Consider the following 13,274-nt stretch of genomic DNA (forward strand, 5'->3'; position numbering starts at 1 on the left):
GGGCTCCTTCAGATGACGCCGCTGGCGAGTAGGTCGTGCATGTGCAGGGCCCCCACGGGACGCTCCTGCTCATCGACCACGGCCAGCGCGGTGATACGATTGTCTTCCATGATCTTGACCGCTTCCGCGGCCAGCATGCCGGGGGGGATGCGCTTGCCGCCGCGGGTCATGACATCGTCGACGCGAAGTGCGCGTAGATCGCTATGCTGATCGAGGGTGCGACGCAGGTCACCATCGGTATAGACGCCGATCAGGTGATCCTGTTCATCCACGACGCAAGTAAATCCCAATCCCTTGTGAGTGATCTCAAGCAAGGCGTCCCGCAGCGGGCTGCCGAGTCTTACCCTGGGGACGCGTTCGTCGACATGCATCAGGTCCTCGACCTTGAGCAACAAACGCCGCCCCAGATTACCGCCGGGGTGGGACAAGGCAAACTCTTCGGCGGTAAAGCCCCGGGCCTCGAGTAGCGCAACCGCCAGCGCATCTCCCATTGCCAGGGCCGCGGTAGTGGAAGAGGTGGGGGCCAGCCCCAGGGGGCAGGCCTCGCGCTCGACCCCGGCATCGAGATGCGCCTGGGCATGGCAGGCAAGCGTCGACTCGGGGCGTCCGGTGATACTGATCAAGGGAGCGCCCATGCGTTTGAGTAGTGGTAGTAGCGCGGTGATCTCGGCGGTTTCCCCGGAATTGGACAACGCCAGCACGACATCCTTGGAGGTGACCATGCCCAGGTCGCCATGGCTAGCCTCGCCCGGGTGCACGAAAAAGGCCGGTGTACCGGTACTGGCCAGAGTGGCGGCGATCTTGCGTCCAATGTGTCCCGACTTGCCCATTCCGGTGACGACGATACGGCCCTGACAGGCCAGCATCAGTCGGCAAGCCTGATCGAAGTCCTCGGAGAGTTTGGCGTCCAGGGCGGCGATCGCCTGCAGCTCCAGGTCGAGGGTGCGGCGTGCGCTGGCTCGAAAGGCGAAGTTGTCATGGTTGTGCATGGTAAATAAAGTGCCCCGTTGTCAATCGGACCCGAATGGGCGCCATTAGACGCATTGCTCCGATGGCTTGCAAGTTTGTCCTCCCAATCGCGTGCGGGTAGTGTACAGATGAGTTAATATACGATGTTCGATAATTTCCCTGGTAGAGCTTTATGAGCAATGACCCGCTGTTCGTCGAGGTCGAGGGTGTCCATTTTTCTCGCGGTGACAAGGAGATATTTCGCGGGGTCGATCTGCGCATACCCCGTGGCAAGATTACTGCGATCATGGGGCCCAGCGGTTCGGGCAAGTCCACCCTGCTCAAGTTGCTCGGGGGCCAGTTGTATCCGGACGCCGGTCGTGTGGAAATCGACGGTCAAGACGTTCATCGTCTGCCGCGGCGCGAACTTTTTCGCTTGCGCCGACGCATGGGCATGCTGTTTCAAAGCGGCGCGCTGTTTTCTGATCTCAGTGTCTTCGAGAATGTTGCCTTTCCCTTGCGGGTTCATACCGATCTGCCCGAAGCAATGATTCGCGATGTCGTGCTGATGAAGCTCGAAGCGGTCGGCTTGCGAGGTGCACGCTCTTTGATGCCCGCAGAACTCTCCGGTGGCATGCTGCGCCGGGTCGCGCTGGCGCGGGCGATTGCACTGGACCCGGAATTGGTCCTCTATGACGAACCCTTCGTCGGTCAGGACCCCATCTCGATGGGGGTGCTGGTGGAACTGATCAAGAGGGTCAACCAGGCACTAGGTCTGACGGCCGTGGTGGTGTCACATGATATCAAGGAAACCTTGTCCATCGCGGATTATGTGTATGTGATCTCCGATGGTCGAGTGATGGCCCATGGCACGCCGGCCAATTTGAATGTGGATCGCGATCCGCGCGTCAGTCAGTTCATGCATGGCGAGCCGGATGGCCCGGTGCCATTTCACTATCCGGCGCCGGACTATTACAGCGACATCCTGAACGACGACACGATGGACAAAAGGGCTGGGCGATGATCAAGCAACGAATCACGACCCTGGGAAGCGCTACCCTGAACATGGTCGAGGCGCTGGGTCGCGCCGCGATATTCCTGTTTCAAGCGAGCGTGGCGTTGCCGACCCGGGAGGGAATGCATCTATGGCTTCGGCAGATGCACTTCATCGGTGTGATGTCGCTTGCGATCGTGCTGGTGTCGGGGCTGTTCATCGGGATGGTGCTGGGGCTTCAAGGCTATACCATCCTGGTCGATTTCGGTGCCGAGGATGCGTTGGGGCAGATGGTTGCCTTGTCACTGCTGCGCGAACTGGCGCCGGTGGTCGCGGCACTGCTGTTTGCCGGTCGGGCCGGCTCGGCCCTGACCGCCGAGATAGGCTTGATGAAGGCCACCGAGCAACTGACCAGTATGGAGATGATCGGCGTCGATCCCCTGCGCCGGGTGGTGGCGCCACGCCTCTGGGCCGGCTTCGTCTCCTTACCGTTACTGACGATAGGCTTCAGCGTCGTGGGTATCTGGGGCGGCTATCTGGTCGGTGTGGAATGGCTAGGCGTGTTCGAAGGTTCCTACTGGAGCAACATGCAAGCCAGCGTCGGCTTTATCGACGACATTGGTAACGGAATAATCAAGAGTCTGGTGTTTGCATTGGTGGTCACCTGGATAGCCGTATTCCAGGGTTATGATCTTATGCCGACGTCGGAAGGCATTTCTCGGGCCACAACACGCACCGTGGTCTATTCTTCGCTGGCCGTTCTGGGCCTGGATTTCGTGCTGACCACGCTGATGTTTGGAGAACTCTGATGAAGCGTAGCAAGACAATGGAGTTGGGCGTTGGCCTGTTCGTGCTGGCCGGCATTCTGGGATTGGTGTTTCTTGGATTGAGTGTCAGTGGGGTGGGCAACAATCTGTCCAGTGATAGCTTCAGCCTCAAGGCTGATTTCGCCAATGTGGGCGGCTTGAAGAAGGGGTCTCGGGTCACCATGTCCGGTGTCCAGATTGGTCGGGTCACCTCGGTGGATCTTGACAAGGAGTGGTTCGATGCACGGGTCACCATGCAGTTGAACGGCGACTTGGAGGGTCAGCTATCCGAGGATACCACCGCTGCGATCCTGACCTCGGGATTGCTTGGCGAACAATATGTCGGTCTGACCGTGGGGGGGGCACCTGAAACGCTCAAGGATGGCGATACCATTCACGACACCCAGAAGGCATTGGTACTGGAAGAACTCATCCAGCAATTCGTGTCAAACATGGTCAACAACTGATAGAAATCACTAGAAGCTCCATGGAGAAGCTATGAACAAGTTCACCTCGTTTTTCAAGCATCTTGCCCTGTCGCTGTTGGCCCTTATTCTGGTGGCCAATCAAGCTCAGGCGCAATCGTCGCCGGTACAGACCATTCGCGACAGCACGGACGCGCTCATGAGCAAGATCGAAGGGCGCCGGGATTATTTCCAGCAGCATCCCGACGAGTTGGAGGCCCTGGTCGACGACAGCCTTGAGGATATCGCCGACTTTCGTTACATCGGCGCCAGTGTGATGGGGCGTTACTTTCGCAATGCGACACCCGAGCAGCGTTCACGCTTTGCGGACACGTTCCGTCAGACCCTGATCGATACCTATGCCAAGGGGCTGGTGACCTTCGATTATCGCGACATACGCGTGCTCGATAGCCAAGGGGTAAGCTCCGGCGACCAGGCGAGTGTCGACATGGAGGTCGTAGGCAACAATGGCGAGGTCTATCCGGTCAGTTACAGCCTGCGTCAGAACGACGAGCAGTGGAAGGTGGTCAACGTCATCGTCAATGGCATCAATCTCGGACTGACTTTCCGCAACCAATTCGATCAGGCCATGCGCGACAACAACCGGGATTATGATGCAGTCATCAACGGCTGGTCGCCAGAAGTGGGCACCGATGAACTGGAACAAGGGGGCAACGCGTGACGCTATTGCTCGATAGCGATGCGCGGCTCGAGGTGACGAATGCGGTATTGACCGCCAGTGGCGAGGCCAATTTCGATGTCGCCACGGCCCTGGCGGCCAGCGGCTGTGAGTGGTTGAATCAGCAAGCCGAAGGCAGTGCCGTGGCATTCGATCTCCGACAGGTCGATCAGGCCAGCAGCGCCGTTCTCAGCGTCATGCTGGAATGGTTGCGCTGTGCCCGAGACAAAGCGTTAGTGGTGGAGTCGGTACGCTTGTCTCCCCCCTTGTCACGAGTGACGGCCATGGCGGGGCTCGATCATCTGCTGCCTCATGAAGCCGTGGAGAACGTCGACTGACGCATACATCATCGCCATCGATGGCACTTTTCATTACCATGGTGGCTCTTTCGAGAACCCTATCATTAAGCGCTATATCAGCTACAGGAGCCACCCCGACCCATGCAACCCAGTGACGTCAAGGCCTTGCTCGAATCTCGTATCGATGGTTGTGATTTTCATATCCAGGGCGAAGGCTGTAATTTTCAGGTCGTCGCCGTTGGAGATGTCTTCGAGAATCTGTCACCGGTCAAGCGTCAACAGTTGATCTATGGTGCCTTGTCCGAGGAAATCGCCAGCGGCGCATTGCACGCCATCAGTATCAAGACGTATACCCCTGCGCAGTGGCATCAGGCGCCCGAAAACACCCAGGCCTGAAGCGAACGATACCCATGGACAAGCTGATCATCACCGGCGGTGGCCCCCTCGAAGGCGAGGTGTGGGCCAGTGGCGCCAAGAATTCCGCATTGCCGATCCTGGCGGCCACGCTGCTTTCCGATGAGCCCGTGGTCATCGGTAATCTGCCGCATTTACAAGACATCACCACCACCCTGGAATTGCTTGCACGCATGGGTGTCGAGCCGGTCATGGGAGACAAGATGTCCATCCAGCTCGATGGCTCCCAGGTGCGTGATTGTCATGCGCCCTATGAACTGGTCAAGAAGATGCGGGCTTCTATTCTCGTGCTCGGGCCCTTGCTGGCGCATTTCGGGACCGCGGATGTGTCGCTGCCGGGGGGCTGTGCCATCGGCTCGCGACCGGTCGATCTGCATATTCACGGTCTCGAGGCGATGGGCGCCAAGATCGCCGTCGAAGGCGGTTATATTCGGGCCCGGGTCGATGGTCGCCTGAAGGGGGCGACCATCTTCTTCGATACCGTGACCGTCACCGGCACCGAGAATCTGTTGATGGCGGCGACGCTGGCGGACGGTACCAGCGTGTTGGAAAATGCGGCGCGAGAACCGGAAATCGTCGATCTGGCCGAGTGCCTGATCGCCATGGGGGCGAAGATCACGGGCCATGGCAGCGATACCATCGTCATCGAAGGGGTCAAGCGACTGCATGGCTGCCATCATGATGTCATGCCGGATCGCATCGAGACCGGTACCTTTCTGGTCGCCGCCGCCGCTACCGGGGGGCGCGTGCGCGTACGGCGTACTCGTGCGGACATACTCGAGGCGGTACTGGCCAAGCTAGAAGAAGCAGGCGCCGAGATCACTGCCGGCGAAGGCTGGATCGAGCTGGATATGCGGGGTAGGCGACCCAAGGCCGTCAATATACGCACCGCGCCTTATCCCGCCTTTCCCACCGACATGCAGGCTCAGTTCGTTGCGCTCAATGCGGTAGCGAAAGGGACTGGCCGCGTCGTCGAGACGATCTTCGAGAATCGATTCATGCATGTCCAGGAGCTCAACCGCATGGGGGCGGACATCGCTCTGGAAGGCAATACTGCCGTCGTCAGTGGCGTCGAACGACTGTCCGGCGCGCCGGTCATGGCTACCGATCTGCGGGCTTCGGCGAGCCTGGTCGTGGCAGGTATATTGGCGGAGGGTGAGACGATGGTCGATCGCATTTACCACATCGATCGTGGTTATGAGTGTATCGAAGAGAAATTGCAATTATTGGGGGCGAAGATTCGCCGCGTACCCGGCTAGTCTCCCTGTGAGAGTGATCCATGAGCAAGCAGCTGATACTGGCCCTCTCCAAGGGGCGTATATTGCAGGAAACTCTGCCCTTGCTGGCCCAGGCGGGCGTCGAGCCCGCCGAAGATCTGGGCAGCAGCCGCAAGTTGATCTTCGATACCAACCTGGCCCAGGTCAAACTGGTGGTCATTCGCGCTGTGGACGTGCCCACCTATGTGCAGATGGGGGCCGCCGATCTCGGTATCGCCGGTAAGGACGTGCTGCTCGAACACGGTGCCGCGGGCTTTTATGAACCGCTGGATCTGGAGATCGCTCGCTGTCGTCTGATGACGGCCGGACCTGTCGGCGCCCGGCCGACCCACGCCCGGCGCAGGGTGGCGACCAAGTTCGTCAATGTGGCGCGGCGTTATTATGCCGAACAGGGCATTCAGGCGGAGGTGGTCAAGCTCTACGGTGCCATGGAGCTTGCCCCGTTGATGAACCTTGCCGATGAGATCGTCGACATCGTCGATACCGGCAACACCCTGCGTGCCAACGGCATGGAGCCAAGGGAGATGATCGATGAGATCAGCACGCGACTGGTGGTCAACAAGGCAGCGATGACCATGAAGCATCAGCAATTGAAGCCTCTGATCGAGCGCCTGGAGCAAGCCGTCGTTGCGCGCCGCGTTGCTTGAATACCGAATTCGAACCCACCGAAATTCTCGAATAACCTGTCAATCGAGCCACATTGCGAGGTGACCCATGGCCGACAAGGCGAGTGTCGATGTCGCGCTGACCCATTTGTCCACAGCCGATGCCAATTTCGAGGCATCGCTGAATCGGCTGTTGGCCTGGGAAGGCGTCTCCGGAGCCGAGGTACAGCGTCGGGTGGACGATATCATCAACGCTGTGCGCACCCGGGGGGATGAGGCCCTGATCGAGACGACGAATCGTTTCGATCGCCTCGCGGTCACGCACATGGGCGAACTGACCCTGAGCAAGGAGCGTCTGCGCCAGGCGTTCGACGGGCTGCCTCAGGAGCAGCGCGACGCCTTGGCCCATGCCGCCGAGCGCATCCGTACTTATCATGAGTATCAGAAGCCTCAATCCTGGCACTATACCGAGTCTGACGGCACCGTGTTGGGGCAGCAGATCATCCCCCTCGATCGTGCCGGTATCTATGTGCCCGGAGGCAAGGCGGCCTATCCGTCCTCGGTATTGATGAACGCGATCCCGGCGCAGGTCGCCGGTGTGCGCGAAATCGTCATGGTGGTGCCGACCCCGGATGGGATGCTCAATGAACTGGTGCTTGCCGCTGCGCACCTGGCCGGCGTCGATCAGGTATTTACCGTCGGTGGCGCCCAGGCGGTAGCTGCGCTGGCCTATGGTACGCAAACGGTGCCCCGGGTCGATAAGATCGTGGGTCCGGGCAATATCTATGTGGCGACCGCCAAGCGTGCGGTGTTTGGGCAGGTGGGTATCGACATGATCGCCGGGCCCTCGGAGATCCTGGTCATCACCGATGGCGGCACCGAGCCGGATTGGCTGGCCATGGACCTGTTTTCCCAGGCAGAGCACGATGAGGACGCCCAGGCGATTCTGGTGGGGTGGGAGCAGGCCCATATCGACGCGGTCGAGGAGGCGATCAACCGCTTGCTGCCCGGCATGGAGCGTGAAGCGATCATTCGCCAGTCGCTGGCTTCACGAGGTGCCTTGATCCTGTGCCAGGATCGTGCAGAAGCGGTTGAACTGATCAACCGCATCGCGCCAGAGCATCTTGAATTATCGGTGGCCGAGCCCGAGAGGTGGCTTGTAGACATTCGGCACGCGGGAGCCATCTTCCTGGGGCGCCATACCGCCGAGGCGCTTGGCGATTATTGTGCCGGTCCCAATCATGTGCTGCCGACCTCGGGTACCGCGCGCTTCTCATCGCCGCTGGGGGTCTACGACTTCCAGAAGCGCTCGTCCATAATCCAATGTTCGGCACAAGGGGCCTCTACCCTGGGGCGCACCGCATCGGTATTGGCTCGAGGCGAGTCGTTGACGGCCCATGCCCGCTCAGCGGAGAACCGCATCATCTCGTGAGCCGCTCTGGCCAAGGTGGCTTGAGCGGCTGAATCAGCGTTCACTGGGGGTAGGGCGTTCGCCGACCTCGATCTCGACTTTCTGTATCTCGCCGTTGCGCATCAGGGTGGCGGGTACGGTGGTGTTGGGTTCGACATCGGCGATGTCCGCCATGGCAACCCGTGGGTCGAGGATCGGCTTGCCATTGATGGAAAGCAGTATGTCACCTTGCTGCAAGCCGGCGCGTTGCGCAGGGCTTGCCGGCACCACATTGGCCACCACCACGCCCTGGGCGGCATTCAAGCCGAACGAGGCGGCCAGGTCCGAGGTGATCTCCTGGACTTCCAAGCCTAGCCAGCCGCGAATCACACGTCCCTTACGCACCAGCTCGTCGAGAATCTCGCGGGCCACATTGGTCGGAATGGCGAAGCCAATGCCTTGAGAACCGCCGGAGCGCGAGAAGATGGCGGTATTGATCCCGACCAAGGATCCTTCGGCATTGATCAAGGCGCCCCCGGAATTACCCGGATTGATGGCCGCGTCGGTCTGAATGAAGTCCTCATAGGCCGATAGCCCCAACTGATTGCGGCCGGTGGCGCTGATGATCCCCATGGTCACGGTCTGGCCGACCCCGAAAGGGTTGCCGATCGCCAGGCTGACATCACCTACTGCGGCACTTTCCGAATCCACCAGGCTGATGACCGGTAGATCGTCAAGATCGATCTTGAGCACGGCCAGGTCGCTTTCCGGATCGGTGCCGATCACCTTGGCCAGTGTCTCGCGGCCATCGCGCAGCGCTACCTGAATCTGGTCGGCACCACGAATCACATGATGATTGGTCAGCACATAGCCCTCATCACTGACAATGACGCCCGATCCCAGGCTGGATAGCATACGCTGACGGCTAGGCATCTCTTCGCCGAAGAACTGGCGAAAGAACGGGTCCGACATCAAAGGGTGCTGTTCACGTTCGACGACACGGGAGGAGTAGATGTTGACCACCGCCGGCGCCGCCTTCTCGACGGCACTGGCATAGCTCGCGGGGCCGGTGCGCCGTGACAAAGGCGCGGCCTCGAGCAGTTCTGGTGCGGGGCGTGAGATAGGTGCCAGCTTCAATGTCGGTGCGATCGCATCACCTTCACCACTTGCCTGGGAGGGCAATGACAAGGGAGGCGTCTCGGGTATTGGCAGGGCCGGTTCAGGGGAGGATGACCGATCAAGCAAGCGGGGAAACTGGTTGAGTAGTACCAGGGCCAGGAGTACACCGCTGATCACGGGCCAGATGAGTGGCTTGATAAAGCGACGCATGCAAGGTCCTTGATTGAAAAAAGAGTCGGCGGCTCGTCGGCTCGAAGCGAGAGGGAGCGCCCGTTACAATGGTCGAAAGTGTATCACTACAGGGCGTTGACTGCCCGGAGGAAACCGATGATAGCGCGTGATCGACTGGTGAATGTGTGCGACGAGTTATTGTGCCCGGAGGGCTTCAAGGATTATACCGTCAATGGGTTACAGGTGGCCGGGCGCGAGCGGATCGGTAGGGTCATGAGCGGTGTCACTGCCTGTCAGGCCTTGCTGGACGAGGCTGTACGCTGGGAAGCCGATCTCGTGCTCGTTCATCACGGCTACTTCTGGAAGAATGAGCCGGTCACCATCACGGGTATGAAGCGCCGTCGTCTGGCTACATTGCTTGGTAGCGACATCAATCTGCTGGCGTATCATTTACCCCTGGACGCTCATCAGGAAGTGGGCAATAACGCTCAGTTGGCGGCGAAACTGGGATTTCAGGTGCTAGGCTGCGCCGATGGGGAGCTAGGCACGGGGCTGGTGTGGCTGGGTACACCGGGAGAAGCGATGGCTCGAGGAGTCGCCATTGATAGCCGTGCTCTGGGTCGGCATTTGTCCCGGCAACTGGGTCGCGAGCCAATGGTAGTGGTGGGTCATGAGCGCAGGATCGAGCGGGTCGCCTGGTGCACCGGCGGGGCGCAGGAAATGATTGGTTTGGCTTACGATGCCGGTGCCGACGCTTTCATTTCCGGTGAAATCTCCGAACGCACCACGCATCTGGCGAGGGAGATGGGCATCAGTTATTACGCCGCTGGCCACCACGCCACCGAGCGCTACGGCGTTCAGGCTTTGGGTGAATGGCTGGCCAGCCACCACGGCATCGAGCATCGCTTCGTGGATATCGATAATCCGGCATGACGTCTTGCCGGGATGGGTGTCTCACCCCGGCGATCATCAGTTTCGCGGCGATTAGTAACGAGCAGGTGGCGCGGGTTGCTGTTCGGCTTCGTTGGACTGATGCAAACCGAAATCTTCAGATAGCGTGCCCCGATTGCCATCGGCATAGTCGCGCGGGGTTTCCAGCGTCTCAGCGGTATCTTCTTGGGCCGATTCATCCGAAGCAGCGTCACCCTGATCGGTCAATTGCCGCTTGAGTCGGGGATCGTCGCTCAGACGCTCGGCACCCTGGACCACTTGCTGCTCGAGCTCTTGGCTCTGGCGCTGAATTCCCTTGACCAGTTGAGTGACACTGATGAAATGATCGTTGAGAGTGTCTCTCACCTGGCTGAGTTCCAGCTCGGTCTCGGCCAAGCGTTGGCGCACCTTTTGATTGCGCGCCACATTGGCGTTGAGCAGATGATAGCCTATGGCGCCAATGCCGATGCCTGCCAGCAAGCTGGCAATGGCCAGGATCCAATTGATGTTACCTTCGTACACGTCCTTCCCCTTTAGTAAACACTGAATAAATGTCTGCGCGTCTCGATCACTGCGTTACGCGGTGATAGGGCGCCAACCCGGTCGGAATCCTCACATATACCCCATATGTTGCGGTTCCTGTGCTCGGGGCGCCTTGTGCTTGAAACGCTCGTCGATTTCTTCAGCGCTTCCTTTATTTTCTGTTTTACGCCAACTCAAGAACCGTCGGCCCAGGCGCCAGCGTATTATACGGGGTAAGACGCAAGGAGGGTCAATGCGTCCGGGACAACGCTTCTCCTGCTTACACAGGCCTCTTCGGGCAGCGTATAATTCTGCTTCCACTCAATTCCAGGATTAAAGCAGGGTTCATGCGCGCGACAATGACCTCTTCCGAGGCGGCATCTTCTCGTCCTCCCATGGCACGCTATCGTGATGATCTCGAACGTGATGGCTTCGAATACGACCCTGCCCAGGAAAAAGCCGTCCAGCACCTGCAGCGTCTATACGATGAGTTGCTGGCGACACCGCGCCAGACCCTGGTGGCAAGCACCGCTGACAAGGGGGTGAAGTCACGGGTCAAGGGTTTCTTGGGCAGGCGTCGTTCATCACCGGCAACGCCAGCGTTGCCCGAGGTCAAGGGGTTGTATTTCTGGGGTGGCGTAGGCCGGGGCAAGACCTACCTGGTCGATACCTTCTACGATGCCTTGCCTTTCCCGGACAAGATGCGAACGCACTTTCACCGTTTCATGCAGCGGGTGCATAACGAACTCGGCCACTACAAAGGGCAAAAGAACCCTCTCGATCTGATTGCCGGCAAGTTCGCCCGAGAGGCGCGGGTGATCTGTTTCGATGAGTTCTTCGTCAAGGACATTACCGATGCCATGATCCTGGCTAATCTGCTCGAGGCGCTGTTCGCCAATGGCGTCGTGCTGGTGACGACGTCCAACATCGTGCCGGACGATCTTTATCGGGACGGCTTGCAGCGTTCGCGCTTCTTGCCGGCGATCGAACTTCTCAAACGGCATTGCAACGTGGTCAATGTGGATTCGGGTATCGATTACCGCCTGCGGGCGCTCGAACGTGTCGAGCTGTTCCATGTGCCTTTGAGTGCCGAAGCCACCCGTCTGCTTGAGCAGAGTTTCCGTGCCATCGCCGGTGCAGAAGGAGAGAGAGAAACGGCGATCGAAATCAATCATCGCCTGTTGACTGCTCGTCGCGAACATGAGGACGTCGTCTGGTTCGACTTTGCCATGTTGTGCGATGGCCCGCGCAGCCAGAACGACTACATCGAACTCGCGCGCGACTTTCATACCGTGCTGGTCTCGGATGTGCCACGCATGGGGCCCTCAAGCGAAGACCAGGCCAGGCGTTTCATCAGCATGGTCGATGAGTTTTACGATCGTGGCGTCAAGCTGCTGATGTCCGCTGCAGCACCCATCGAACAGTTGTACCACGGTGACAAATTAGCCTTTGAATTCGAGCGTACTCTATCCAGGCTTCAGGAGATGCAGTCGCGGGAGTATTTGGCGCTCCCGCACCAGCCTTGATCCAGGTCCAAAGCGTCAATACTTCTTAACCTCGGCGCTGACGTCATGTATAATGCGCCCTCGCTCGACAGTTGCCATTTTCAAGACGGTGGCAACCAAGAAAAATAGGGATGGTCCGTTGTCGCAAGGCACGAGACCCAATGAATCAATTGGTGATTGAATCCATGAAGACGTTCACTGCTAAGCCGCAGTCCGTCCAGCGTGACTGGTACGTCGTCGATGCTGCGGACAAGACGCTCGGTCGTCTGGCTACCGAAATCGCTCGCCGCCTGCGCGGCAAGCACAAGCCGGAATACACTCCCCACGTCGATACCGGCGATTACATTGTCGTGATCAATGCCGAAAAGGTTCGTGTGACCGGCAACAAGGCCCAGGCCAAGACCTATTATCGTCATACTGGTTATCCGGGCGGCCTGCGCTCGATGTCCTTCGAGAAGATGATCGGGCATGCGCCGGAGCGCGTCATCGAGTTTGCCGTCAAGGGCATGCTGCCTAAGGGGCCGCTGGGCCGCGCCATGTATACCAAGCTCAAGGTCTACGCAGGCACTCAGCATCCTCATGCCGCTCAGCAGCCTCAAGAACTGAACCTTTAAGGGATATTACGCCATGTCACAGCAGTACTACGGTACCGGGCGCCGCAAAACTTCCACGGCCCGTGTGTTCCTCAAGCCGGGCACCGGCAAGATCACCGTCAACAATCGCGAAGTGGCCGACTACTTTGGTCGTGTCACCGCTCAAATGGTGGTACGTCAGCCGATGGAACTGACCCAGACCGGGGAGCAGTTCGATGCCTACATTACCGTGTGTGGTGGTGGTGGTTCAGCGCAGGCCGGCGCCATTCGTCACGGTATCACTCGCGCGCTGATCAATTACAACGAGGAGTTCCGCAAGCCTCTGCGTGAAGCCGGGTATGTAACCCGGGATGCACGTGAGGTCGAACGTAAGAAGGTCGGGCTGCGTAAAGCGCGCCGGCGTCCTCAGTTCTCCAAGCGCTAACGGCGTTTACACAGGTGCGACAAAAACGCTCAACCGCAAAAGGTTGAGCGTTTTTTTATGCCTTTCATTGATTTAGCGCAAGCGACGGTGTCAGGTTGAGCAGTGCTAGCTTGTGTTGAAGAGAGCCTTTTCTT

General features: G+C 59.1%; 16 protein-coding genes. 13 read left to right on the top strand and 3 right to left on the bottom strand.

The features are described 5' to 3' along the window. Window positions 1-8 precede the first annotated feature (8 nt). A complete protein-coding gene (locus ACPF7Z_RS02070; RefSeq protein WP_425191495.1) occupies window positions 9-989 on the bottom strand; it encodes a KpsF/GutQ family sugar-phosphate isomerase in 981 nt (326 codons plus the stop codon). A 152-nt stretch (window positions 990-1,141) separates the two neighbouring features. Here ACPF7Z_RS02070 and ACPF7Z_RS02075 point away from each other — a divergent pair, with 152 nt between their 5' ends. The 9 genes from ACPF7Z_RS02075 (at window position 1,142) to hisD (ending at window position 7,918) form a co-directional block, all read left to right on the top strand. Beyond that, window positions 1,142-1,972: an ABC transporter ATP-binding protein gene (locus ACPF7Z_RS02075; protein ID WP_425191496.1), complete on the top strand. Its 831-nt coding sequence runs from the start codon at window positions 1,142-1,144 to the stop codon at window positions 1,970-1,972. Further along, a complete protein-coding gene (gene mlaE / locus ACPF7Z_RS02080) occupies window positions 1,969-2,751 on the top strand; it encodes a lipid asymmetry maintenance ABC transporter permease subunit MlaE (RefSeq protein ID WP_425191497.1) in 783 nt (260 codons plus the stop codon). Before ACPF7Z_RS02075 ends, mlaE begins: the two co-directional genes overlap by 4 nt. Beyond that, the gene (mlaD, locus tag ACPF7Z_RS02085) at window positions 2,751-3,215 is read left to right on the top strand and encodes an outer membrane lipid asymmetry maintenance protein MlaD (protein ID WP_425191498.1); all 465 of its coding nucleotides are present in this window, start codon (window positions 2,751-2,753) and stop codon (window positions 3,213-3,215) included. Before mlaE ends, mlaD begins: the two co-directional genes overlap by 1 nt. A gap of 31 nt (window positions 3,216-3,246) precedes the next feature. Continuing rightward, entirely contained in the window at window positions 3,247-3,894 is a 648-nt protein-coding gene (locus ACPF7Z_RS02090; RefSeq protein ID WP_425191499.1) for an MlaC/ttg2D family ABC transporter substrate-binding protein, read from the top strand. Next, window positions 3,891-4,229 carry an STAS domain-containing protein gene (locus tag ACPF7Z_RS02095; protein WP_425191500.1) on the top strand — a complete coding sequence of 113 codons (339 nt, stop codon included), beginning with the start codon at window positions 3,891-3,893 and terminating at the stop codon, window positions 4,227-4,229. The genes ACPF7Z_RS02090 and ACPF7Z_RS02095 overlap by 4 nt, the downstream gene beginning before the upstream one ends. A gap of 102 nt (window positions 4,230-4,331) precedes the next feature. Then, the gene (locus ACPF7Z_RS02100) at window positions 4,332-4,586 is read left to right on the top strand and encodes a BolA family protein (RefSeq protein WP_425191501.1); all 255 of its coding nucleotides are present in this window, start codon (window positions 4,332-4,334) and stop codon (window positions 4,584-4,586) included. 14 nt (window positions 4,587-4,600) lie between these two features. Then, the gene (gene murA, locus ACPF7Z_RS02105; RefSeq protein WP_425191502.1) at window positions 4,601-5,863 is read left to right on the top strand and encodes a UDP-N-acetylglucosamine 1-carboxyvinyltransferase; all 1,263 of its coding nucleotides are present in this window, start codon (window positions 4,601-4,603) and stop codon (window positions 5,861-5,863) included. A gap of 20 nt (window positions 5,864-5,883) precedes the next feature. Further along, window positions 5,884-6,528 carry an ATP phosphoribosyltransferase gene (gene hisG, locus ACPF7Z_RS02110; protein ID WP_425191503.1) on the top strand — a complete coding sequence of 215 codons (645 nt, stop codon included), beginning with the start codon at window positions 5,884-5,886 and terminating at the stop codon, window positions 6,526-6,528. A gap of 67 nt (window positions 6,529-6,595) precedes the next feature. After that, window positions 6,596-7,918, top strand: coding sequence for a histidinol dehydrogenase (gene hisD, locus ACPF7Z_RS02115; protein ID WP_425191504.1), 1,323 nt, complete (start codon window positions 6,596-6,598; stop codon window positions 7,916-7,918). Between the two features lie 33 nt (window positions 7,919-7,951). On the opposite strand, the gene ACPF7Z_RS02120 is transcribed toward hisD, so the two are convergent. Continuing rightward, window positions 7,952-9,205 (bottom strand): Do family serine endopeptidase, encoded by a 1,254-nt coding sequence (locus tag ACPF7Z_RS02120; RefSeq protein WP_425191505.1) that lies wholly within the window; start codon window positions 9,203-9,205, stop codon window positions 7,952-7,954. A gap of 117 nt (window positions 9,206-9,322) precedes the next feature. Between ACPF7Z_RS02120 and ACPF7Z_RS02125 the strand changes: the two genes are divergently transcribed. Continuing rightward, window positions 9,323-10,099, top strand: coding sequence for a Nif3-like dinuclear metal center hexameric protein (locus ACPF7Z_RS02125; RefSeq protein WP_425191506.1), 777 nt, complete (start codon window positions 9,323-9,325; stop codon window positions 10,097-10,099). Between the two features lie 51 nt (window positions 10,100-10,150). Here ACPF7Z_RS02125 and ACPF7Z_RS02130 read toward each other — a convergent pair whose 3' ends face one another. Further along, a complete protein-coding gene (locus tag ACPF7Z_RS02130; protein WP_425191507.1) occupies window positions 10,151-10,618 on the bottom strand; it encodes a YhcB family protein in 468 nt (155 codons plus the stop codon). Window positions 10,619-10,965: 347 nt separating this feature from the next. On the opposite strand from ACPF7Z_RS02130, the gene zapE reads away from it, so the two are divergent. The 3 genes from zapE (at window position 10,966) to rpsI (ending at window position 13,140) form a co-directional block, all read left to right on the top strand. After that, complete coding sequence (zapE, locus tag ACPF7Z_RS02135; RefSeq protein ID WP_425191508.1) at window positions 10,966-12,144, top strand: cell division protein ZapE; 1,179 nt, start codon at window positions 10,966-10,968, stop codon at window positions 12,142-12,144. A 164-nt stretch (window positions 12,145-12,308) separates the two neighbouring features. Next, complete coding sequence (rplM, locus tag ACPF7Z_RS02140) at window positions 12,309-12,737, top strand: 50S ribosomal protein L13 (RefSeq protein WP_425191556.1); 429 nt, start codon at window positions 12,309-12,311, stop codon at window positions 12,735-12,737. A gap of 13 nt (window positions 12,738-12,750) precedes the next feature. Further along, window positions 12,751-13,140 carry a 30S ribosomal protein S9 gene (gene rpsI / locus ACPF7Z_RS02145; protein WP_425191509.1) on the top strand — a complete coding sequence of 130 codons (390 nt, stop codon included), beginning with the start codon at window positions 12,751-12,753 and terminating at the stop codon, window positions 13,138-13,140. Window positions 13,141-13,274 lie beyond the last annotated feature (134 nt).

Source organism: Halomonas sp. GXIMD04776 (genome assembly GCF_049808615.1).
Lineage (GTDB): Bacteria > Pseudomonadota > Gammaproteobacteria > Pseudomonadales > Halomonadaceae > Modicisalibacter.

Coding starts and splice junctions, on each gene's coding strand:
- hisG (WP_425191503.1), top strand. CDS start 5,884: ATGAGCAAGCAGCTGATACTGGCCCTCTCCAAGGGGCGTATATTGCAG.
- mlaD (WP_425191498.1), top strand. CDS start 2,751: ATGAAGCGTAGCAAGACAATGGAGTTGGGCGTTGGCCTGTTCGTGCTG.
- rplM (WP_425191556.1), top strand. CDS start 12,309: ATGAAGACGTTCACTGCTAAGCCGCAGTCCGTCCAGCGTGACTGGTAC.
- ACPF7Z_RS02075 (WP_425191496.1), top strand. CDS start 1,142: ATGAGCAATGACCCGCTGTTCGTCGAGGTCGAGGGTGTCCATTTTTCT.
- ACPF7Z_RS02100 (WP_425191501.1), top strand. CDS start 4,332: ATGCAACCCAGTGACGTCAAGGCCTTGCTCGAATCTCGTATCGATGGT.
- mlaE (WP_425191497.1), top strand. CDS start 1,969: ATGATCAAGCAACGAATCACGACCCTGGGAAGCGCTACCCTGAACATG.
- rpsI (WP_425191509.1), top strand. CDS start 12,751: ATGTCACAGCAGTACTACGGTACCGGGCGCCGCAAAACTTCCACGGCC.
- ACPF7Z_RS02125 (WP_425191506.1), top strand. CDS start 9,323: ATGATAGCGCGTGATCGACTGGTGAATGTGTGCGACGAGTTATTGTGC.
- ACPF7Z_RS02070 (WP_425191495.1), bottom strand. CDS start 989: ATGCACAACCATGACAACTTCGCCTTTCGAGCCAGCGCACGCCGCACC.
- ACPF7Z_RS02120 (WP_425191505.1), bottom strand. CDS start 9,205: ATGCGTCGCTTTATCAAGCCACTCATCTGGCCCGTGATCAGCGGTGTA.
- hisD (WP_425191504.1), top strand. CDS start 6,596: ATGGCCGACAAGGCGAGTGTCGATGTCGCGCTGACCCATTTGTCCACA.
- zapE (WP_425191508.1), top strand. CDS start 10,966: ATGCGCGCGACAATGACCTCTTCCGAGGCGGCATCTTCTCGTCCTCCC.
- ACPF7Z_RS02090 (WP_425191499.1), top strand. CDS start 3,247: ATGAACAAGTTCACCTCGTTTTTCAAGCATCTTGCCCTGTCGCTGTTG.
- murA (WP_425191502.1), top strand. CDS start 4,601: ATGGACAAGCTGATCATCACCGGCGGTGGCCCCCTCGAAGGCGAGGTG.